Below are 20883 nucleotides of genomic sequence, written 5' to 3'. Positions count from 1 at the left end.
TGTTCATCTGCCGGAATCCGGAGCGGTCGGACCTGTCAGAGGGCCGCCTGCTCCCCCGACCTGCGGCCCGCGACCATGTCGAGTTCGGCCTGCAGGTACTTCAGGTCCCGCCGCCCGGCCATCATGTCGAGCACCTCTTCCTCGCTGATCTCGTCCTTTCGGAACGAACCGAGCGAGCGGCCGCGGTTGAGCAGGGTGAACCTGTCGCCGACCGGGTAGGCATGATGGATGTTGTGCGTGATGAAGATCACGGCGAGCCCCCTCGCCTTGGCCTGGGCGATGTAGCGCAGCACGATCGACGCCTGGTGCACACCGAGCGCCGACGTCGGCTCGTCGAGGATGAGAACGCGGGCGCCGTGATAGACGGCACGGGCAATGGCAACGCATTGCCGTTCGCCGCCCGAAAGCGTCCCGACCGCCTGCTGGGGATCACGCACCGTAATGCCGATCTTGGCCAGCTCCTCGCTGACGACGGCATCGGCCTGCCTCGTATCGATCCGGCGGAACGGGAAGACGCCCTTCAGCATCTCGCGTCCGAGGAAGAAGTTGCGGCTTATGCTCATCAGCGGGATCATCGAAAGATCCTGGAAGACCGTAGCGATGCCTTTGTCGAGGGCATCGCGTGGCGAAGAGAACAGCACCGGCGCGCCATCCACCTCCATCACGCCTTCCGACGGCGGATGAACGCCCGAGAGGGTCTTGATCAGGGTGGACTTGCCCGCGCCGTTGTCGCCGAGCAGGCAGTGGACCTCTCCTGCATGAGCGGTAAACGAGATATCCTGGAGCGCCGTGACGGAACCGAAGCGACGGCTGACATCCTTCAGTTCGATGATGGGAGTGCCTGCGGCCATTAGCGTGCCTCCGTTGCCTTGCGGCGGACGTAGTTGTTGACGAGCACCGCAATCAGCAGCATCACGCCCAGAAAGACCTGGAACCAGTCGGTGTCGATACCGGTGTAGAAGATTCCCATTTCGACTGTGCCGAAGATCAGCGCACCGAACATGGCGCCGACAGCGGAGCCGTATCCACCCGTCAGGAGGCATCCGCCGATGACCGCCGCGATGATCGCCTGGAATTCCTTCTGGAAGCCGCGTAACGTGTCGGCGGAGCCGGATTCCAGCACCTGGATGGTGGCAAACAGAGTTGCGGCACAGGCCGTCGAGATGAAGAGGGCGATCTTCACCCGGTCAACCGGCACACCGACATTGCGTGCCGCGAGGGCATCGCCGCCGACGGCGAAGATCCAGTTGCCGTAGCGGCTCTTCAGAAGAACCCATGTCGCAAGCGCCGTGACCATACACCACCAGAGGATGGACATCGAAAGGCCCTGGACCATAGGCAGGCCATCCGCACGCTTGGCAATCATGCCTATATCCGCCAGCCACTGGAAAAACCCGGCACCGAACTTGCCACCGAAGATCTGGACGAAGAAGCTGCCTTCCTGCCCTTCGGTGATGTAGGGAATCTGGGTCCGTCCCGTGATCGTCCGGGTCAGCGCCAGCGTCAGCCCACGCAGGACGAACAGACCGGCCAGCGTCACGATGAAGGACGGCAGCCGCGTTCGCACGACGAGAAACCCGTTCGCCGCACCGATGGCGATAGCGAACACGAAGGCGATCATGACGGACAGCCAGATAGGCAGGCCGAATTCCGTCACGCCCAGCCCGATCGTCACGCTCGCAAAACCGATCATCGAACCGATCGACAGGTCGAATTCTCCGCCGATCATCAACAGCGCGACCGCCGCCGCGAGGATCCCTAGTTGAGCCGAGACCTGCAGGAAGTTGCTGATCCCCAGCGGGCTGAAAAGGCCGCTGTTTCCGGCAAAGATACCGAACGAGGCAAAGACAAGGATCGTGCCGGTAAGCGCGCCGAGTTCAGGGCGCCGCAGTGCCCTTGTCAGCCTGCTGGAGGATTGCCCGCTTGTGGCCTGTAGGGCACGGGGTGGCTTGATAGCTTCCGCCGTCATCAATGTTCTCCCAATTCTATTCCTCATGATCCAGGCCGGCGGTTCTCCTCCCGCCGGCCTGGAAGGTCTCAGCGAATACCTTCCTTGCTGAGATCACGCACCGCAGCCGCATCCTTCTGAAGAATGAAGGACGGTCCCGTGCGGACGGCAGAGGCGGGGAAGGTCTTGTACATCGCCTTGTTGGTAAGGAAGACGACGGGGAGGTAGCCCATCATGAACTGCTGGTTGTCGATGGCGAACATGGCACTGCCGTCGCTCACGGCGTCGAGCAGCTGCGGCGAGAGGTCGAAGCTGCCGATCTTGTAGTTGGCCAGCGTGCCGCGATCCTTGAAAAGCTGGAGGATCGGGGTTGCGACAGTCGGGCCGAGCGCCAGAACCCCCGTCACGCCGGGATTGGCCGACAGATAGGCTTCGACCCGACGGGTGACGTCGGTCGGATCCATCGTCGCCGCAACGACCGAGGACTTGCCGCCGCTTTCCTTCAGGCCATCGTTGAAGCCTGCGCAACGCTTGTCGAGGCTCACATTGCCGACCTCGTGGTTGACGCAGATGCCTTCCTTGACACCCGCCTCGCCCATCATCTTGCCGGCACGCACACCATTGTCGTATTCGGAGCCTCCGCCGACGAAAAGGTCGAGCTTCCACGGCTCCACCTGATCCTCGCCGGAATCGATGACCACGACCGGAATACCGGCGGCCCTCGCCGCCTCGACAGGCGCCTTGAGCGCATCCGCATCGGGGATCGAAATGACAAGGCCATCAGGCGCGGAGGCGGTGGCAGCTTCGATCATACGCGCCATACGCACGACGTCGAAGGTTTCCGGTGCCTGGTAATCGACCTTGACGCCGAGCTGCTTGGCCGCCGCCAGCATGCCGTTCTTCACGACGGTCCAGTAGACGTCGTTCGCCTGTCCGTGGGTGACGAAGACGATACGGACGTCTTCTGCCTTCTTGGCCTCCGCCGACGCACTCGTCACGCCGAGAAGCGCGACCGTCGCCGCGAGGACACCGGTACGGACGAAACGGGCGGATTTCGATTTCAAGACTGCTGCAATCATGGTTGCTGTTCCCTTTTTTATGGTGGATGTATCCTGCCGGACGGCGATGGATTTCGTCTCAGGCGGCCAGTCTTGCCGCTGCATGCTCCTTCATCGATCCCCTGCGCACCGGAAGCGCCTCTGCCCACCGGCGGAAGGCAGGGCTCTTCAGCACCTCGTATTCATCGATGCGGATCTGTGCCGAGGTCGGTTCGATGACCTCGATCTCCCCGGGCGCATTCGCATGGAGACACAGGAAGTTCAGCCCCGGCCCGATCTTTCCGTAGAGTGCCTGGTAGCGCTCCTGTGCCGGCTGCTCCCTGTGCCACGGCGTCTCCAGGACTGCCGTCGCGCAAACCTCGCCGGCCGCCGTCAGGCGCGCGGCCGCGGCGTCATAGGCGGATTGATCGACGGCACCGAGATTGTGGACAGGTCCGTAGGACTGGATCGTGGCGGGGAACAGGGTCGGCAGGCCATATTCGACGCCGACCTCGACATATCGCTCGACGAATTCTGGCGAAAAGACCCCACCCATGTGACCGTCGATATGGGTCGCCGTCAGCCCGGCATTGCGGAACGCCTCGATCTGCGCGCGCATCTCCGCCTCGACAGCATCCGGATGGGCGTTCTTGCGCAGATCGATCACCGAGCGCCACAGGAAGCCGTCCGCATCCACGAGACCCGATGCGGGTGTCGCCTTGGTGAGAGGGCGCCAGCGGTAGTGGCGCTTCTCCGAGGTCAGCGTGATATGGACGCCAAGATTGAGCGTCGGATCAAGCGCCCCCGCCTCCGCAATTTCGAGAAACCACGGACACGGAACCATCACCGATCCGGAATCCACCACGCCAAGCCGCCGCAACTCGATATAGGCCGTGTTGGCACCGTGGCACATGCCGACATCGTCGATATTGACCACGACGAGGGGCGTCGCACTGGCCGCGGCCTCCGTCCTCCCAGAACCGTTCATTCTCCTGTCCTCCCGTTCACGACGAAACCGGCTTCCTCCGCCAGCGCCTTCAGGTTCCTGTAGCCCATGGTGGCATAAGTCAAAGGATGAGCCTTGGCCGGATCCTGCTCCGCCTCCACCACGAGCCAACCGGCATAACCGGCATCGGCAAGAATCTTGAGGAGCGTCAGATAGTCCAGAGCGCCGTCTCCCGGGACCGTGAAGATCCCGTCCATGACCGCCCCCATGAAACTCATGTCCTGTGCTCGCGCATGCTGAAGGATCTCCGGACGGTAGTCCTTGCAGTGAACGTGCACGACGCGATCGACATGCCGCTGCAGCAGCGATTTCGGATCGCCGCCCGAGAAGGCGCAGTGGCCCGTGTCGTAGAGCAGACCGAAGGCCTCACCGGTGTTTTCCATCAGGCGGTCGATTTCCGCATCGGTCTCGATGATCGTCCCCATATGGTGGTGGAAGGCCATGCCGACACCAAAGTCTGCAAACCGCTCCGACAGCCGCGTGATCTTCTCGCCGTAGCCCTTCCACTCGTCCTCCATCAGGTGCGGGCGCTGCGAGATCGGGTCATGGATCGCGCCATGCCGGCCTCTCGACGTGTCGGCATAGACCACATGGCGCGCACCGAGCGCTCGCAGAAGAGCGAGGTGCGGCAGGATCGCCTCGAATTCCTGGTCGACCGTGTTTTCCAGGATACGCCCGTCATACCAGCCGGATACCAGTTCAAGGCCGTAGCCCGACAGGATGGGGCCGAGCTCCCCTGCAGCACGCGGGAACTTCCCGCCGAGCTCCGTGCCGGCATAACCCGCCTTGCGGGTTTCCTCCAGGCAGGTTTCGAGCGGCGTGTCTCCCCCGAGCTCCGGCACATCGTCATTGGTCCAGGTGATTGGATTGATGCCTATTTTCACACTCATCTCACGCACTGCCCTCGATTGAATTCTGGTCTCCGGCCGCCAGTCAGGGGGGGTGGATCGATACATCGGCTCCCGTCCGGAATCGATTTCCTTGAATGCGGCATGCGGATACCTTACCGGTTACTGTATCCGTCACGAGAGCCAGTTCGGTAGAAATTGATGGATCCAGTTTCGCCATCTCGGAGAGGGAAATTCCGTGAAATCAACCCCGCGCAGCAGGCAAGTCTTCCCCCTCGATGCTCTGGCGATCGACAGGGGCAGCCCGGAGCCGTTGCAGCGGCAGCTCTACCGCGCGATTGCCCAGCTCGTCGGTTCCCGCATCCTGCCGGCAGGAGCGGAGCTGCCCTCGACCCGCTCTTTGGCCGCCGAACTCGGCCTGGGGCGCAATACGATCGTCGCCGTCTACGACCAGCTCGCGACAGAAGGCTACCTGCTGAACCGCCCGGGCGCGCGACCGGTCGTGGTCGCCCTGCCCGCCGTTTCGCCGCGACCCAGCCCGGCCAGCGCCGCCGGAGACACTCGCCCCGTGTCAAAACGGGGACGCGTGCTGCTGGAACAGCCCGTGCATCACGGCCGGCCCGGCAGCCAGGCGTTCCATCCCGGCATGCCCGATGCCCATTCCTTTCCATTCGGCGTATGGGCGAAGCTCGTGGCGCGCAGGGCCGCCTTTGCCGGGGGCAAGCTTTTCGGAACCTACGACGTCAGCGGGTTGCCGGCCCTGCAGGAGGCGATCGCCGGCTATCTGGCGTCCGCCCGCGGCATTCATTGCCGGCCGGAACAGATCGTCATAACGACCGGCGCACAGGCCGCGTTCGACCTGCTTGCACGCCTGCTGCTCGACCCGGGCGACCCGGTCTGGATGGAGGAACCCGGATATTACGGCGCGCAGGCGGCCTTCACTGTCGCCGGCGCCCATATTCTTCCGCTTCTCGTGGACGCCCAGGGCTGGCGCTTTGCTCCCCCGCCGCGCGCCGCGCGCCTCATCTACGTCACCCCGGCATGCCAGCATCCGCTCGGCATCACCATGCCGCTCGAACAGCGCCTGTCCCTGCTCGACGTGGCCGACCGCCTGGACAGCTGGATCATCGAGGACGACTTCGATGGCGAGTACCGGTTCGTCGGGCGTCCCGTGCCGGCCTTGCAGAGCATGGATGCCAGCGGCCGGGTGATCTATGTCGGGACGTTCGCAAAACTGCTGTTCCCGGCGCTTCGTCTCGGCTTCATTGTCCTGCCGCAGGCCTTGCAGAAAGGCTTCGTCAACGCGCTCAGCACGACGGGACAGTTCGCACCACTTCTGCTGCAGGCGGCCCTTGCCGACTTCATCATGGAGGGGCACATGGCCCGTCACCTGAAACGGATGCGCCGCCTGTATGCCGGTCGGCGGGAGGCCTTCGTGGAAATCTGTTCCCGGCGCCTCGGTGCGGACATGGAAATCCTGCCCTGTGAAGCCGGGATCCAGCTCATCGGCCAGCTCAGGGACGGGCTGGACGATATAGCTGTGGCCAACGCGCTTGCCGCCCGCGGCGTCAATGCCAGTCCGATGTCGAAATTCTTCCGGAACCGCGCGGCCATGCAGGGCCTGGTCATGGGCTATGCCGCATGCGACGAAACCCAGACCGCAACCGGAATCCGCCAGATGGAGAGCGTTTTCCAGATGTTCCGCAACTGAGCGCGCGGGATCGGATCAGACGGGTTCCGCCGTGGGCAGGTCGTGGGCGCGAAGCAGGTCATCGATGAAGGCGCGCGCCGCCTCGCTCAGCGGGCGCCCGGCATAGGTGATCATGCTGTGCTCGACTTCGTATGTCAGGCGCTCCGGCAGGAGCGCCGTCATCTCGCCGCGGCCGACCCAGATCTCGGCATAGTGCCGCGGAAGGTATCCGACATGCGTCCCCGCCAGGATCATCTGGGCGACCGCTTCCATGTGGTGCGCCGTCGCGCGGCTGCGCAGTGGTCGCAGGGGCAGGATCGAGCTTTCCGGAAGAAAACCGTGCATGACCCAGTTGGCCGCCGCAATATCCGCCTCGTCCGGCGATACCACGGCGAAGAGCGCATGCCGGGCACCGCAATAAAGCGCGATCTCCTCCATGTAGAGTGGAAAATAGTCGAGCGACGGCCGGGAGCGGCTGAAGTAGGAGATCGCCAGCTCCACCTGCCCGTCGATGACCGCAAGCTCCAGATCGGTCGGCGCATTGACGAAGAGGTTCAGCTGAACATCCTGGTCGCGGCGAAAGAACGCCCCCATGGCCTCGCCGAACCGGGTCCCCGGCAGGGTAACGATCGTATCGGCAAGGCCGAGGCTCAAATCGCCGACAAGCCGTCCGGAGAGGCTCCCGGCCTGCGCGACGAACACGCCGATCGCCTCGAACAGGCTCTGTGAGGCCTCGAGGATGTGGCGGCCCTTCGAGGTAAGACGAAACCCGCCCTTGCCGCGCTCGCAGAGCCGGTAGCCGAGCCGCCGTTCGAGATTGCCGATATGCATGCTGATGTTCGACTGGCTCATGTTGAGTTCGGCCTGCGCGGCTGTAAAGCCGCCGCAGCGGACCACGCGGGCAAACAACCGCAACAGGCGCAAATCGACATCCGTGACATTCTTCAGCATCGCCCCTCCGGCGAGCGGCCGCATCGCACGGCCACCTCTTGCATGGCAACCATTACATCAGTTTCGATTGATGCCAACGCAATCAAATTGGAATTCCACCTGACGTTACCTTTGTCTACCGTATGCTTGGAGGCGGCCACGATCTCAAAGAAAACAGGGACCGGGCCGGGATTCTTTCAAAGCAACCCCGACCGCAGGCCCGCGCAGGAAACCCCTCGCGGCCAATGGCGCCCTGCGCCCGGTCGCAAGGCGGACGACGGGAGGTCATCATGCCGGATACCAAGTCAGCAGCGTCAAGCAACGACGAGCGGTTCCTTGCCAACCACGGCTATCGACAGGAACTAGACCGCGGCCTCAGCCTCTGGTCGTCGTTTTCCGTGGGCTTCGCCACGATCTCGCCGGTCGTCGGCATCTATTCGGTGATGTCGCTCGGGGCGATCAGCATCGGCCCGTCCTGGGTCTGGATCGTCCCGCTCTGCCTCGCCCTTCAGTTCACCGTCGCCCTGGTCTATGCCGAGCTCTCCTCGCAATACCCCCTTGCCGGGGGATGCTATCAATGGGTCCGCCATCTCGTCGGTGACCGCCTCGCCTGGTTCACCGGCTTCCTCTACCTCGCTTCCGCTCTGGCCTCGCTGACCACCGTCTCCTATCTCGGCGGCTTCTGGCTCGGCCTCTTCGTCACCGGATCCCCGCCCTCGGCCGACGGCCAGGTGGCCTGCGGCGCGGCGCTGCTGGCGCTCGGGCTCGCCGTCAATCTTCTCGGCATCAACCCGCTCAAATACTTCGTCAATGCCGGCATCATCGCGGAAGCCATCGCCTCGATCGGCATCGGCGTCGTGCTCCTTCTGTTCTTCCGCAACCACTCCTTCGACCTGCTGTTCACGAGCATGGGTGCGGAAGCGGCCTCGGACGGCTCCTATCTGAGCGGTTTCCTCACTGCGCTTGCGGTCGGTGGATGGGCGTTCCTCGGCTTCGACGCCTGCTCGCAGATCTCGGAAGAGACGACCGACGCGCGGATCTCCGTACCGCGAGCCATTCTCCGCTCGATGCTGGTGGTCGGCGGCACGGTGATGCTGACCGCTTTCGCCGTCACCCTTTCCTACAAGGATCCGGCTGCCGTGGTCAGCGGGCAGATCATCGACCCCGTCACGCCGGCCGTCGTCGATGCGCTCGGCGCCTGGTCGGAACGCCCGTTCGTCGCCGTCGTCCTGGTCGCCTTCGTCGCTTGCGTCGTCTCCGTGCAGACCTATATCGGCCGTGCGATCTTCGGCATGGCGCGGGATGGCATCCTGCCCGGCTCCGCCCTGCTGCGGCGCGTCGATCGCCGCAAGGTGCCCATGGCCGCCATGCTGTGCAGCACCGTCATCGCCACCTTCGGCCTGGTGCTGGGCCTCAACGCCACCGCCGTCGGCACGCTGATCGCCTTCGGCAGCGGCGGCTTCTTCTTCGTGTTCCTCATCGTCACGGCGAGCGCGCTGGTCGCCCGTCTCAACGGCCGGTGGAATCCGGCAAAGGGAGCCTTCCAGCTCGGCCGCTGGAGCCTTCCGGTCAACATCGTCGCTACCCTCTGGCTCGTCTTCGAGGCGATCAACGTGGCCTGGCCGCGGGTGCTTCTCGCACCGCCCGGCGCACCGTGGTTCCAGGTCTGGGCCGTCATCCTGGTCTTCTCCGCCCTCTCGGCTTTCGGCCTTCTCTACCTTGCCGTCGCCAAGCCGCACCGGCGCATCCCCACCGCCGCGAGCTTCGCAACGACGCTCCTTCCCTGAGGCCCGCGCCACCGGCCCCTCATTCCCTTTCAATGCCTGGACATCCAATGACCGACATCCACTACTGGACCTATCCGACCGAAATCTTCTGCGGCAAGGGCGCGGTCGAGCGACTTGCGCATCGCTGCCGGCTCGCCGGCACAGCCTATCCACTCCTGGTCACCGACCCCGGATTGCTGACGCTGCCACCAATGCAGAAAGTCCGGGCATGCCTGGACGAGGCCGGCATCCGCTATGACGTGTTTCATGCGCTTTCCGGCAATCCGACCTTCGAAGAAGCCCAGGCGGGCGGCCGCGCCTTCGTGGCGGGTGGGCACGATCTCGTCATCGCCGTCGGCGGCGGAAGCGCCATCGACGTGGCCAAGGGCATCGCCCTGACCAGCCGCGATCCGCAGGGCCTCCGGCGCTTCGAGTGGAGCGAGCTGCTCGCCCGCTATGCCACGCTGGCGGATTTCCCGGCCCTGGCGCTCCCGTCCCTGTTCGTCGTGCCGACGACGGCGGGAACCGGCTCGGAACTCGGGCGTGAAGCCGTGCTGACCGATACGGCGCTGGGCATCAAGAAAATCATCGGCCACCGTGACCTTCTGGCGGCCTGCGTCTTCCTTGATCCCCTCCTGACAACGGGCCTGCCGCCGGCGCTCACCGCCGCGACCGGGATGGACGCTCTCACGCACCACCTCGAATCCCTGTTCTCGCCGCTGCACCACCCGATGTCGGCCGGCGTCGCCATGGAAGGCGTCCGGCTGGTGCATGCCTATCTGGAACGCGCGGTCAACGACGGCAACGATCTGGAAGCGCGCGAAGGCATGCTGGTCGCCTCTGCCAGCGCCGCCGTCGCCTTCCAGAAGGGCCTCGGCGGGGTCCATGCCCTGGCCCACCCGATCGGCGCGCGTCATCACCTGCACCACGGCCTGCTCAACGCCGTCCTCCTGCCTTATGTCCTCGTCGCCAACCGGCCGGCGATCGAGGAGCACGCGGCCCGGCTCGCACGCTATCTCGACCTGCCCGGCGCCGGCTTCGACGGTCTCATGGCATGGCTGCTGGCCCTCAGGACCCGCATAGGCATCCCGCCCGCCCTGGTGCATTTCGGCCTCGACGGCACGGATGCAGACTGGGTCGGAGCCCAGGCACTCGCCGACACCTCCTCCTCGGACACCAATGCGCGCCCGCTGGGGGCCGACGACTATGCGGCGATCTATCGAAAGGCGGTGGCCGGCTCGCTCGAGGTGAGCACCACATAGGACGCAACCTTATACCTGCCCCGCCGACCGGATGGAGTGGGATAGGCGCGCAGTTTTCCTGTCCTAAACGAGAAAAACCGCACAGTCTCTCTTTCCTGCATAAAGAGAGATAAGATTGCCTTATCGGTCATTCTGGTCTTTATAGGAGAGATGGCACGAATCATCGACGAAACCAGCGAAAACCACCACCAGGAGCATCCTGCACAGCCGCAGGAAACGCCAGTGGCTGACGGCAATTCCACTGCCCTCGTTGCGGCAGATGCGCCGCCGCCTTTGCCGACTCATCTGCAGGATCTCACGGATCGCGCCCGCGGGTATGTTGAAGCAGCAAGTTCCGCCAATACGCGGAGAGCCTACGCCTCGGACTGGAAGCATTTCTCGGCGTGGTGCAGGCGTCAGAACCTCGACGCCCTTCCCCCCGATCCGCAGGTCGTCGGCCTCTACATCACCGCCTGCGCGTCCGGTACGGCCGAACGTGGCGGCAAACCGAACACCGTTTCGACGATCGAGCGTCGCCTTGCGGCGATCGGATGGAACAGCGCACAGCGCGGCATGAAGCTCGACCGCAGGGATCCCGCCATCGCCACCGTCATGGCCGGTATCCGCAACCGGCATGCCGCCCCGCCGCGCCAGAAGGAGGCCCTGCTTCCCGAAGATCTCATCGCCATGCTGGAAACGATCGATCGCGGCACGCTGCGCGGCCTGCGCGATCGGGCCATGCTGCTCGTCGGCTTTGCCGGGGGCCTGCGCCGCTCGGAGATCACGGGGCTGGACCTAGGGCGCGACCAGAGCGAGGACGGGCGTGGCTGGGTCGAAATCTTCGACAAGGGCGCCCTGGTGACGCTGCGCGGCAAGACCGGCTGGCGCGAAGTGGAGATCGGCCGCGGTTCGTCCGATGCCACCTGCCCCGTGACCGCACTCGAAACCTGGATCCGGTTTGCGAAGATCGCCCGCGGGGCCCTGTTTCGCCGCGTCACCGGCCAGGGCAAGGATGTCGGACCGGACCGGCTGAACGACCAGGAGGTGGCTCGCCTCGTCAAGAAGGCAGCGCTTTCCGCCGGGGTACGTGGCGATCTGTCGGAAGCAGAGCGGGCACAAAAATTCGCCGGCCATTCGCTGCGCGCCGGTCTTGCCACCTCGGCCGAGGTGGACGAGCGCCATGTCCAGAAGCAGCTCGGCCACGCCTCGGCCGAAATGACCCGCCGCTACCAACGTCGCCGCGACCGCTTCCGGGTCAATCTTACAAAGGCGGCAGGGCTCTAGAACACCGCAAGCGCTTTCACCCACTCCCAGTGCTATCCCCTGATTGTTGCGCGCTGGCTCCGATCTGCGGCTCATTTTGTGTGGTATGTTTTGCTATCGCTGCACAGGATTGGGAGGGTTCCATGGGTTTGCGACTTGCCACAGCTGTCTTCTGCATTTTCTTGTCTATGTCCGCTCACGCTCAATCGAGCACGCCAAAGGGCTGGTTTCTGCATGATGACCAGGCACCGACACTGACCCTCGCTTACTACGATCCCTCTTCCGGCAACGTGATCTTTGCCGCCACCTGTACGCAAGGCTACAGCGACACCATCATTGCCTTCTATCCCGAAGCCGCTCTTGCAGAGGGGAAGAAAAACGCGGAGCTCACGCTTTCCCGTAGCGCCAGCAGGCTCGCCTTTGATGCAGCCGCGCAAGTGTACAACGGCCGCTACACGATCGATGGCCAGACATCCATGGAGCCGGAACTGGCCGACCTGCTGCAGGGTGGCTTCACGCTTGCCGTGGATGGGCAAGAGATGCGGGTATTTACGGCCACCGAACAGGATAGCGCACACATTCGCAAATTCACCGAAGCGTGCCGGGGCTGACATTCATACTTTCGCAAGTTCCAACCCGGCGATCGAGAAGTAACGGGAAAGCTCCGAGGACGACGAAGACACGGCCTCTCCGGGGTGCCGCAAAAGCGGCTCTCATTCTGTCCCTCCCCCCACTATGGCTCGCACACACGAGCCACCCAATAACAGCCCGCCGCCGCTGACAATCAACTCATGTCTGCCTGAGCATTCCGAAAAAGGGTGAGCCATTGTCGCCTACCCTGCTTACTGTTTCTTCCCGCCGACAACACGAATAATGAGTGCCGCTTTCGCTTTTGGCGCATCGATATGCAGAACCTTCACGGCCGATGCATTGTTGACATCACTCATTGTGAAGGTGCCATTCGCCATTGGCTGCGGACTGCAAGAGCAAGCAATTTGCCCTCGCCGGATATCGTCTGGGTTGCACGCAAGGCTCGGGCGAGGTTTATAAGGGTAGATTCTCCGAAACCCGGCACCAAACGCATCGGCAACAGGATACCAATATGAGCGAACTGCAGAACAAGGCGGTCACGCTGGCATCGCAGGGAGAAGACGATCTCTCCTCTCAAGCGTCCTCGGACCGATGCATTCCATTTCTCAAGAGCGCGCTGGATCTTCACTTCGCCCTTGGCGGCAATATTGAGGCATTGGATGCGCTTCTCCAGGCACATCGTTCACGGCGCCAGCTCAGGGTGGACGCAGCCGTTGCCAACGTGGTGATCGAACTGGCCGTCGCCAGCCACCTCAGCGATATCGACATGGTCCAAGCCACCTACAATCGCCTGGACGCAGAACTCGACATATCCCGCCATTCGAAATAGTCCGGCTACAAATTACTGTTCCTGAGGCCGAGCAGGTAAACCGCAGCCTCCAAGCAGTCTTGCCCTGATGACGCTACGAAGTTCAAAACGGGGCTGCGCCTCGATGGCATCGACGGCTTGCTCGATTCTCTGTCTTCCCGATCGAGTTCTCACAAGCCCCTACCCTCAGCTTGACCGGGGTATAGATGTAGCGAACCGAACAGTAGGAGCCGAAGGAAGACAAAAGGGAAACGTAAGACGGCTCCAAACCCTGACAGCTGTCAGGGTTTTCTGATGTCCGCCATCATCCCACCTTTCTGCCTGTTCCGCCCTGTCCTCGAAGAAGCGCCATCAAAGCCGGCCCCAGCGAGAACTCGCCCCGCTCTGCCCGGCGCGTCAAATCCCTGAGATATCCCCCGGGAGAGTTGATGTGCCCCGCTCGTTCGAGGATGCAGGCGATCGCGACGGCCGCATTTTCTGCACCCATCACCTCGCAGGCCACCTGATAGGCAGAAGGACTGACGCCAAGCATCGACCGTACCACCACGGCCGCCGACATCAGCTCCCTCCATCCATCGATTTTGCCGCCGGGACCGTACATCACGATCTCAGGGCATGCGTTCAGAACCATGCCAAGTGGGAAATTACGGATAGGCGTCCTCGGGATTTCGTCGTTTATCCTCCACGCCGCTCCCAGCTCCTTTTCAGAGCGAGGTTCAAATTCATAGATGGAGTCGGATTTTGAATTCTGTATGTGCCGCCCACAATGAGCATCATTGGTGCTTGAATCTTCCGAAAATTGCTGCCTTTCCAAAAGGTTGACGACCTCGCTGCGCAGAAGTTCCATCTCGTCGAGCGCCGTATGGATGTCGTTCCGCGTGGGTGTCCGCGGGAGACTTGCGAGAATGCCGATGTAGGTCGCTTCGATCGCCCCCCAATCTCCCTGGGCGCCCTCTTCCATCGCGGCGGTAATCAGCTTGCGGACATCCCTCCGGCAGACCGTCAGGTTCTCCTTGGCCCGCCGAAACGCCATGCGATCCGCAACGACCTGCTGGGCCAGCATGGCCAGCTCCTCCGCGCGCGCGAGTAGCGGCGACATGTCGAAGCCGAACGCCGTTTCGATGCCGCCCGCATCGTCCTTGCGCGCATAGCGTTTGCCGTTTGCGCTGTCCTTGCGCACGATCAGGCCCGCGTCGACAAGCAGGGCGAGATGCCGCCTCAAGGTCGCGCCGGCGATGCCATGGGCGCGCAGGGCAAGCTGGGCATTGGACGGAAAGACAACAAGCTGGGCGTCCTGGCGCAGTTCGCTTTCCGGGTAGAAACTCAGGAGGGCGTCCAGCACAGCCAGACTCCTGTCCTGCAGGCCAAGCAGTATTCTCGCCTCCGAGACGTCCCGGAAGACCTTCCATTTGTCCACTGTCTTGCCTGGCTTGATTTCAGCCGTCGCCAATTGCCGGCGTACGAGCGCAAGCGACATCGGCCGCCGCCCGAAGGGCGTCGTCACATTTCCACTCTGCATTTTCCTTCACCTTGCAAAAGGCAAAAGAAATCCGCCCGCCAAAAATGGCGCCAAAGACTCTTGACTACGATTCGTGGAAATGCGATTCTCGGGGTGCTAAATCAGAGAGGGGCTTCCACGACGGCAACGTTTTGGGGGCCTTTTTCTTTTGCTGCGCTTCCTTTCATTTTCCAGAATCCTGACAGCTGTCAGGGTTGTCATTCATCCCGCAAGCGGGCAAATCGATCGGCAAGGCCCGGCAGTTCGGCCTCCACGAATTTCAGGAAAGCCGCGCCAAGGGCGCCTTCCGCCGAAATCCGGACTTCCCTCGCCGATGCCGTCACGGCACCAAGCTTCCTGCCACCCGCATCCGCAAGCGCGGTCACTGAAGTGTTCTTCCCTGGAGCGGCGGGTTTCACCGCATCGAGCACGCGCTGAAATCGTTGATCGGACAGCAGGGGGCTATCTGTCCCATTCGACAGGACCGCCCTGATCGTGCCGAGAGACTGCGCATCGCCGGCAACGATCTTGGCAAGGTCGAGCCAACGCGGTCTGCCGACCTTCGGAGCCCGGCCGATTGCCTCGATGATATCGGCCGGGAGCGCGCGGTAGACACTGCGCATCCTTGCAAGCTCGGCGTCCTCGATCGAAAGCGCCGCGTAGATGTGACGCGCCTTTATCCCCGCATCATCCATACGCGACGCGAAGAGGGCACGCTCGATCCACGTCAGGTCCTGGCGGCTGGCATTCTCGATGCCCTGTGCAAGAACCAGATCGAGATCCGATATCTCCACCTCGATCGCGCGTACGGGCTTGCCGAGCTGCCTGGCGGCAAGCCAGCGGCGGTGGCCATAGACGATCTGGTAGCGCCCGGCGGAGGAGGGGTGCTTGCGAACCTGGATGGGAACCTGTTGTCCCTCGCTCTCGATCGAACGCCTGAAAGCCTCAAAGCTTGCCGTATCGTCGTCGGGCAACCGGTCGGGATAGGGCGAGGGGTCGATCAGCGCAGTATCCAGCTCCCGTACGGAGCCGCCGCCGGCCTCCACAAGCGCCTTGAGCCGATCCCGTTCCGAGCGGATATCGTCGATTGCCCGGTGGGCAGCACCAATCACGCCAGCACCGACGCGCTGCGTCGGAGCCGCAGGGGCCGGCTGCTCGTCGCCTGCCAGCTTGTTCTCCAGTTCCGCGGACAGCAGACCGAAGCTGGCGACAATCGATTTGCGGGAGGATTTGCTCATGTCCGCCCCCAGCTGTCATTGATGAGCCGGATGATCGCTTCATTGACGCCATCGACGGCTTCGCGCGCGCGCTTGTGGGTGTCCCGCCCGATCTGGCCCATTTCCAGCTCGTAGATCGAGCGTTTTGCGAGGCCGGCCGCTTCGACTGCCGTGCTTTCGATCGCGGTCGGAAGAAGCACGTCCGTGCCGAACATATGCCGCAGCATCGCGACGACCTGTGATTGCGGCGCATCGTTCGGATCATGGCGCGTGACCAGGTACCGGATGAAGTCCTGATCCAGCTGCGCGCCGCTTTCGTTCAGAACGCTGATAAGGTCACCCATCATCAGCAGGAACTGGCTCATTGATGCGACATCCAGCATGGCGGGATGCACGGTGATAATCATGCTGGTCGCCGCGTAAATCGCGCTCAGGGTCAGGAAGCCGAGCGAAGGCGGCGTGTCGAGGATGACGACGTCGTAATCCGCCTCGACCTCCGCGAGGGCGAGCTTCAGCCTTTCGAAGAAAATTGCGCCCGAACCTGACTTGCTCGCCAGAACACGGGGCGTTTCGTGCTCGTATTCCATGACCTCCAGGTTGCCAGGAACAAGATCGATCCCTTCGAAATAGGTCTTGCGAATGACCTCGCGGATCGAGCGCCGCTCGGTATCGTCATAGCGCAGCGCTGCATAGATCGTCTCATTCGAGCCGACATCCACTTCCGGCTGAAAGCCGAACATGGCGGACAGGGACGCCTGCGGATCCAGATCGAGCGCAAGAACGCGATAGCCCTGGAGGGCGAGATAATGGGAAAGATGCACACAGGTCGTCGTTTTCGCACTGCCGCCCTTGAAGTTGGCGATCGCGATGACCTGGAGATGCTCGCCCGGGCGACGGCGGGGAAGAAAGCGCAAAGCCTCGGCCGGCTTCTGTTTTGCAAACAGCGCGCGAAGCTCGTTGATCTGGCCCAGCGTGTAGACGCGATGATTGTTCTCGAGCCGGCTTGGAACAGGTCCGCGTCCCTCGGTAGACATGAGCTTCAAGGTGGAATCAGGTATGGAAGTGAGCTTCGACACCTCGTTGGTCAAAAACGAACGAAGGGTCTTCTCCGACTTCGGAGGATACATACGCGTTCTGAGTTGCTGCAATTGCGCCGACAGAAGCCCCGCATGGCGCATGATCTTGCCGCCTGCGTCTTCCTTGGTGCCAACAATTGGGTCTACTCGGTTTGCTATCGCCATGTCTTCCTCTTGGCGGCCTTAAGCCGGTTTGCCGGCCATTGCCCGCCAAAGATAGAACACGATTCTCCCGGACCGTCCAGAAGTTTAGGGTTAACAAAAGGTTAATAAGAACAGTTGCGCACCTGCGGGAACGCTCTTTTTTCAGGCGTTGCACAGATGATCTCGCAAATGGCGTACCCGCCCAATACCCGTGTAAAAGCCGGCGCCGGCGACCTTGCCCTCCCTGTCAGCCGGATTCTACATGGTCCAGAGCAGTGAAATCGGCGCGGCCTGCAGCTTCTCCCCGAAGGGCGTGATGCGGTCATGATCGTGCAGGACCAGTCCCCGCACGAACCGGTCGCCCACGGCATCCTTGAGCTGGCGCAGCCCGCGGAAATCATCCGATTTTACGGTCGCCGACGCCTTCACCTCAATGCCGACGATACGGCCGCGACGGTCCTCGATGATCACATCCACCTCGTCCTGATCCTTGGTCCGGTAGTGCGAGAATGCGAGGCGCCGCTCGGACCAGGAAGCCAGTTTCAGGATCTCCGACACGACGAAGCTTTCGAGCAACGGGCCGAATCGCGTCCGATCCCGGATCAGCCGCTCCGCCTCGTCTTCCCGCAGGGCCGCGAGCAGCCCGGTGTCAATGAAATGCAGCTTTGGCGTCTTGATCAGCCGGCTGAGGCGGTTGTTCGACCAGGGAGAAAGCGTTCTCACGAGGAACAGCCGTTCGAGGATAGCGACATATTTCTGGGCCGTGATGCTCGAAAGGCCCAGCGCTGCACCCAAGCTGCTGTGGTTGACCAGTTGTCCGGCATGTTCGGCAAGCACGCTCAGGAGACGCGGCAAACGATCGAGCTGATCGATGTTTGCGATGTCGCGCACGTCGCGGTCCAGGATCAGAGCCACGTAGTCCTCAAGCCAAGCGGTACGCCGGGCCGCAGTCGTGCGCCGAAGGACTTCAGGAAAGCCGCCCTTCACGACCACCTCCACCAGGTCGTCGCCAAAGACGGCCCCGCCGCCGGACACCGGCTCTTCGCCGTCAAAGAGACGATCCAGCAAGCGGCCGGGGGTCGAAAGGATCTCGGACTGGGCGAATGGAAAAAGGGAAATCACGGCCATCCGCCCGGCCAGAGAATCGGCAATGGCGGGCATCGTCGCCAGATTGGCCGAGCCGGTCAGCAGGAACCGTCCCGGCTCTTCATCGCGGTCGACACTCTCCTTGATCGCCAGCATCAGTTCGGGCGCGCGCTGCACCTCATCGATGACGGCCCGCCTGATGCCCCGTATGAAGCCGATCGGGTCGGACTTCGCAGCACTGAGGGTGCCGGCATCGTCCAATGTCATGAACGGCCGATCCTCGCCGGCAAACATCCGCGCCAATGTCGTCTTGCCGGCTTGACGAGGGCCGGCAATCAGGACCACACGCGTGTCGGCCAAGGCGGTTTCGACGTTCTGTCGGACCTTGCGTTCGATATGAAGACGGGGCAGGGGAGGGGAAATCATGCGGCCATTCTTAGCGAAGAATTCGTCTGATTTAAAGCCGATGTTCGTCTATTTTTAAATCAAAGGATGTCCGAATTTAAGCACCCGACGTCACATATGAGGTTATGGCCCTGAAATCCCCGCCGTTTTACGTGGTCTCGGCGCACGCCATTTTCGTGCTCCACCTGACGACACCGATCAAGCAATCGGCAAGAGAAATGTGCCTGCTCGAATACTGAACCGTTCCGGGCAACATTTCAGATGTCCCTCCTTGGCCCCCATTTCTGAGCAAGGGACAGGCATTCGCGCCAGAAAAGCATGGCTCCCGTCGTCGACACGCTGCGCAGCGAGACGGCGGCGGCGGCGTGAGCGAGTTCGAGGCACTGGGCAAGGGGCCACCCCTCGTGAAGACCGTAGAGCATGCCGGCAGCAAAGGCGTCGCCCGCCCCGTTCGCGCCCTTAATCTCCACTTCAGGGATGGCGACGGAGGGCGCGACCGCACTATCCCCGTCACGGGTGACGGCAATGGCAAAAGCCGGGCAGTGTACCGTGACGAGCCCCATCGCCCCCCGTTCCAGCACCATGCGCGCCGCGCGAAGGCACGCGTCCTTGTCCGAAGTGCCGTCCAGGATGGTCTCGACACCGGCGATGGCACCGATTTCCATGTCATTGACGATGAGGAGATCGAGATGCGGCAGGCAAGGCGCGACAAGCCGGGCCATCAGACCACGGTCGATGCTCGCCAGCTCCAGATTTGTCTGAAGCCCCGCCGCGCGCGCATTCTTCAGCACCGCCACCCATCCGTTCGGCTCGCCTTGCCAGGGCGCGTCGAGAATGCGGTGCACGCCCGGCAGGCCGAGATGCAGGTAGCGCATACGCGTCTGGGAAAAATCGAAGTGATCGGGCGTCAGCTGCGCGCCGGTTCCGGCATGGAATATATGGGTACGCCGGTGCGAGCGCAGCGAGACATAGGCGTCGCAGAACTGCGTGGCGGCATCCGGCGTCACCGTCATCTGGCGCGTGTCGATCCCCGCTGCCGCAGCCGTCTTGCGCAGATAGCGGCCATCGTCATCATCCCCGACGAGGCCGATCGTCTCGACGGGGATCGACGGATCGAGCCGCTTGACGTCAAGCGCTAGATTGCAGCTGGAGCCGCCGCCGTGACGCTCCTCCTCGAAAAGCTCGGCAAGGCCGTCCTCACCCGGCCAGTGGCTGACCGTGCGGTTGTAATCCGCACACCACGTCCCACCCGTCAGGATGCCCCGCCGCCCGCCCGTCATCTGCTCTGTTCCGGCTTGAGCACAGCTTCCGTGACGACGTTGTCGTTGGCGAGCTCGCGCAACGGCTTGATCCCGTCCTTGGAAAGGCTTGCGTGATAGGCCTTCACCGCCTCCGAAGGCGCAATCGTGCCGGATGCTACCTCGCGCATGAAGCGCACCATGGCCAGCGGGTCTTCGGCGAGGTTGATCTTGCGCCCGAACAGCGCGACGCGCGCGCCGAACCGCTCGGCCTGGTGGAGAAGCTCGAAGCAGTCGCGCGTCGTGCCAGCGCCACCGCCGAGAACCCCGACGATGACGCTTGGATCGTAGGAGGCGAGCTCGTCCAGCGCCTTGGCCCCGTTGAACGGGATTTTGAGGAACTGCGGCCGGTCCGCCTTGGTAACACCGGCAAGGCAGCGCATCATCACGTCGTTGACGTAGTGGGGAACCACTTCAGGGTCGACGCCGCAATCCACGTTGGGATTGAATACCTCAAGGAAGTATTTGAAGTTGTTGCGTGCCGCGTCCTCGCGGAACCAGTGGAAGGCTTCCAGCGACTGGTAGTCGTGCTCAAGATCGTTGTTGAAGGTGATGGAGTAGAGGCCGAGGTCCGTGCCGGTAATCTGCGCACCCGGCGCGGGATCGATCGTGCCGGTGGCGACGCGCGAGAGCGAGGCCGTCCGGAAGGGGCGCGAGGGCTGCTTCGAATAGGTCGCACCCCGGCAGACCCAGACGTCGGTCGTGTCGTTGGCGCGGATCGCCGGCTTGACGGCGCTTCCCCGGAACACGCCCATGTCTGTCAGCGCCTCCATGTTGGAGGCGGAGGTCAGCATGATGTCGACGATATCCTGCTCGACGACGGCGCGGATGTTCTCCAGGAATTCCACGCGGGTGTAGTGGCGCGACCAGCTGCCGTCCTTCGCCCGCTTCGGACCGCAGGACGTGATGGAGGGCCCCATGTCGCCGTCCTTCGCGTCGGCGATGATAAAATCGCTGCGGGTGTAGTTTCCGGCGCGGATGCGGGCGAGCTTCTGGTCGAGGCGATACATGTCTTGCTCCGTTCGGGACAG

The 20883-nt window shown here is 63.0% G+C and carries 18 protein-coding genes; 6 read left to right on the top strand and 12 right to left on the bottom strand.

The annotated features are described in order from the left end of the window. Nucleotides 1–35: 35 nt before the first annotated feature. From AKG11_RS19585 to iolE, 5 genes are all read right to left on the bottom strand, one after another. Entirely contained in the window at nucleotides 36–851 is an 816-nt protein-coding gene (locus AKG11_RS19585; protein ID WP_023514062.1) for an ATP-binding cassette domain-containing protein, read from the bottom strand. Further along, the gene (locus tag AKG11_RS35440) at nucleotides 851–1969 is read right to left on the bottom strand and encodes an ABC transporter permease (protein ID WP_050745142.1); all 1119 of its coding nucleotides are present in this window, start codon (nucleotides 1967–1969) and stop codon (nucleotides 851–853) included. The genes AKG11_RS19585 and AKG11_RS35440 overlap by 1 nt, the downstream gene beginning before the upstream one ends. A gap of 68 nt (nucleotides 1970–2037) precedes the next feature. Then, nucleotides 2038–3027 (bottom strand): rhizopine catabolism ABC transporter substrate-binding protein, encoded by a 990-nt coding sequence (locus AKG11_RS19575; protein ID WP_023514064.1) that lies wholly within the window; start codon nucleotides 3025–3027, stop codon nucleotides 2038–2040. A gap of 58 nt (nucleotides 3028–3085) precedes the next feature. Continuing rightward, nucleotides 3086–3973 (bottom strand): polysaccharide deacetylase family protein, encoded by an 888-nt coding sequence (locus AKG11_RS19570; RefSeq protein ID WP_050745141.1) that lies wholly within the window; start codon nucleotides 3971–3973, stop codon nucleotides 3086–3088. After that, a complete protein-coding gene (gene iolE, locus AKG11_RS19565) occupies nucleotides 3970–4881 on the bottom strand; it encodes a myo-inosose-2 dehydratase (RefSeq protein ID WP_050745140.1) in 912 nt (303 codons plus the stop codon). Before iolE ends, AKG11_RS19570 begins: the two co-directional genes overlap by 4 nt. A gap of 196 nt (nucleotides 4882–5077) precedes the next feature. Here iolE and AKG11_RS19560 point away from each other — a divergent pair, with 196 nt between their 5' ends. Then, a complete protein-coding gene (locus tag AKG11_RS19560) occupies nucleotides 5078–6550 on the top strand; it encodes a rhizopine catabolism transcriptional regulator MocR (RefSeq protein WP_050745139.1) in 1473 nt (490 codons plus the stop codon). Nucleotides 6551–6565: 15 nt separating this feature from the next. Here AKG11_RS19560 and AKG11_RS19555 read toward each other — a convergent pair whose 3' ends face one another. After that, nucleotides 6566–7480, bottom strand: a complete 915-nt coding sequence (locus AKG11_RS19555) for a LysR family transcriptional regulator (protein ID WP_050745138.1) — start codon at nucleotides 7478–7480, stop codon at nucleotides 6566–6568. A 269-nt stretch (nucleotides 7481–7749) separates the two neighbouring features. Between AKG11_RS19555 and AKG11_RS19550 the strand changes: the two genes are divergently transcribed. The 5 genes from AKG11_RS19550 to AKG11_RS19530 all read left to right on the top strand — a co-directional run bounded on the left by AKG11_RS19550 (nucleotide 7750) and on the right by AKG11_RS19530 (nucleotide 13149). Further along, nucleotides 7750–9246 carry an APC family permease gene (locus AKG11_RS19550; protein WP_050745137.1) on the top strand — a complete coding sequence of 499 codons (1497 nt, stop codon included), beginning with the start codon at nucleotides 7750–7752 and terminating at the stop codon, nucleotides 9244–9246. Between the two features lie 47 nt (nucleotides 9247–9293). Then, nucleotides 9294–10487: an iron-containing alcohol dehydrogenase gene (locus tag AKG11_RS19545; RefSeq protein ID WP_082342536.1), complete on the top strand. Its 1194-nt coding sequence runs from the start codon at nucleotides 9294–9296 to the stop codon at nucleotides 10485–10487. 150 nt (nucleotides 10488–10637) lie between these two features. Next, nucleotides 10638–11750, top strand: a complete 1113-nt coding sequence (locus AKG11_RS19540; protein WP_050745135.1) for a tyrosine-type recombinase/integrase — start codon at nucleotides 10638–10640, stop codon at nucleotides 11748–11750. A gap of 122 nt (nucleotides 11751–11872) precedes the next feature. Further along, nucleotides 11873–12340: a hypothetical protein gene (locus tag AKG11_RS19535; RefSeq protein WP_050745134.1), complete on the top strand. Its 468-nt coding sequence runs from the start codon at nucleotides 11873–11875 to the stop codon at nucleotides 12338–12340. Nucleotides 12341–12831: 491 nt separating this feature from the next. Continuing rightward, complete coding sequence (locus AKG11_RS19530; protein WP_050745133.1) at nucleotides 12832–13149, top strand: hypothetical protein; 318 nt, start codon at nucleotides 12832–12834, stop codon at nucleotides 13147–13149. Nucleotides 13150–13432: 283 nt separating this feature from the next. On the opposite strand, the gene repC is transcribed toward AKG11_RS19530, so the two are convergent. The 6 genes from repC to AKG11_RS19500 all read right to left on the bottom strand — a co-directional run bounded on the left by repC (nucleotide 13433) and on the right by AKG11_RS19500 (nucleotide 20862). Next, nucleotides 13433–14647, bottom strand: a complete 1215-nt coding sequence (gene repC, locus AKG11_RS19525) for a plasmid replication protein RepC (protein WP_050745132.1) — start codon at nucleotides 14645–14647, stop codon at nucleotides 13433–13435. Between the two features lie 197 nt (nucleotides 14648–14844). Continuing rightward, the gene (gene repB, locus AKG11_RS19520) at nucleotides 14845–15864 is read right to left on the bottom strand and encodes a plasmid partitioning protein RepB (RefSeq protein ID WP_050745131.1); all 1020 of its coding nucleotides are present in this window, start codon (nucleotides 15862–15864) and stop codon (nucleotides 14845–14847) included. Further along, on the bottom strand, nucleotides 15861–17084 hold the full coding sequence (gene repA, locus AKG11_RS19515) for a plasmid partitioning protein RepA (protein ID WP_023512896.1): 1224 nt from the start codon (nucleotides 17082–17084) through the stop codon (nucleotides 15861–15863). The genes repB and repA overlap by 4 nt, the downstream gene beginning before the upstream one ends. Nucleotides 17085–17321: 237 nt before the next feature. Next, nucleotides 17322–18575 carry an ATP-binding protein gene (locus AKG11_RS19510; protein ID WP_050745130.1) on the bottom strand — a complete coding sequence of 418 codons (1254 nt, stop codon included), beginning with the start codon at nucleotides 18573–18575 and terminating at the stop codon, nucleotides 17322–17324. 236 nt (nucleotides 18576–18811) lie between these two features. Continuing rightward, on the bottom strand, nucleotides 18812–19834 hold the full coding sequence (locus tag AKG11_RS19505) for a carbohydrate kinase family protein (RefSeq protein WP_023512898.1): 1023 nt from the start codon (nucleotides 19832–19834) through the stop codon (nucleotides 18812–18814). After that, nucleotides 19831–20862 carry a beta/alpha barrel domain-containing protein gene (locus tag AKG11_RS19500; RefSeq protein WP_050745129.1) on the bottom strand — a complete coding sequence of 344 codons (1032 nt, stop codon included), beginning with the start codon at nucleotides 20860–20862 and terminating at the stop codon, nucleotides 19831–19833. Before AKG11_RS19500 ends, AKG11_RS19505 begins: the two co-directional genes overlap by 4 nt. Nucleotides 20863–20883: the final 21 nt, after the last annotated feature.

Source organism: Shinella sp. SUS2, assembly GCF_001262505.1.
Taxonomy (GTDB): Bacteria; Pseudomonadota; Alphaproteobacteria; order Rhizobiales; family Rhizobiaceae; genus Shinella.
This window is presented reverse-complemented; position numbering and strand designations above follow the sequence as displayed.

Excerpts from the sequence above, each read along its gene's own strand:
- AKG11_RS19575 (WP_023514064.1), bottom strand. The coding sequence starts at position 3,027 with ATGATTGCAGCAGTCTTGAAATCGAAATCCGCCCGTTTCGTCCGTACC.
- AKG11_RS19505 (WP_023512898.1), bottom strand. The coding sequence starts at position 19,834 with ATGACGGGCGGGCGGCGGGGCATCCTGACGGGTGGGACGTGGTGTGCG.
- AKG11_RS35440 (WP_050745142.1), bottom strand. The coding sequence starts at position 1,969 with ATGACGGCGGAAGCTATCAAGCCACCCCGTGCCCTACAGGCCACAAGC.
- AKG11_RS19545 (WP_082342536.1), top strand. The coding sequence starts at position 9,294 with ATGACCGACATCCACTACTGGACCTATCCGACCGAAATCTTCTGCGGC.
- AKG11_RS19585 (WP_023514062.1), bottom strand. The coding sequence starts at position 851 with ATGGCCGCAGGCACTCCCATCATCGAACTGAAGGATGTCAGCCGTCGC.
- AKG11_RS19540 (WP_050745135.1), top strand. The coding sequence starts at position 10,638 with ATGGCACGAATCATCGACGAAACCAGCGAAAACCACCACCAGGAGCAT.
- AKG11_RS19530 (WP_050745133.1), top strand. The coding sequence starts at position 12,832 with ATGAGCGAACTGCAGAACAAGGCGGTCACGCTGGCATCGCAGGGAGAA.
- AKG11_RS19510 (WP_050745130.1), bottom strand. The coding sequence starts at position 18,575 with ATGATTTCCCCTCCCCTGCCCCGTCTTCATATCGAACGCAAGGTCCGA.
- AKG11_RS19570 (WP_050745141.1), bottom strand. The coding sequence starts at position 3,973 with ATGAACGGTTCTGGGAGGACGGAGGCCGCGGCCAGTGCGACGCCCCTC.
- AKG11_RS19555 (WP_050745138.1), bottom strand. The coding sequence starts at position 7,480 with ATGCTGAAGAATGTCACGGATGTCGATTTGCGCCTGTTGCGGTTGTTT.
- repA (WP_023512896.1), bottom strand. The coding sequence starts at position 17,084 with ATGGCGATAGCAAACCGAGTAGACCCAATTGTTGGCACCAAGGAAGAC.
- AKG11_RS19535 (WP_050745134.1), top strand. The coding sequence starts at position 11,873 with ATGGGTTTGCGACTTGCCACAGCTGTCTTCTGCATTTTCTTGTCTATG.
- repC (WP_050745132.1), bottom strand. The coding sequence starts at position 14,647 with ATGCAGAGTGGAAATGTGACGACGCCCTTCGGGCGGCGGCCGATGTCG.
- AKG11_RS19550 (WP_050745137.1), top strand. The coding sequence starts at position 7,750 with ATGCCGGATACCAAGTCAGCAGCGTCAAGCAACGACGAGCGGTTCCTT.
- AKG11_RS19500 (WP_050745129.1), bottom strand. The coding sequence starts at position 20,862 with ATGTATCGCCTCGACCAGAAGCTCGCCCGCATCCGCGCCGGAAACTAC.
- iolE (WP_050745140.1), bottom strand. The coding sequence starts at position 4,881 with ATGAGTGTGAAAATAGGCATCAATCCAATCACCTGGACCAATGACGAT.
- repB (WP_050745131.1), bottom strand. The coding sequence starts at position 15,864 with ATGAGCAAATCCTCCCGCAAATCGATTGTCGCCAGCTTCGGTCTGCTG.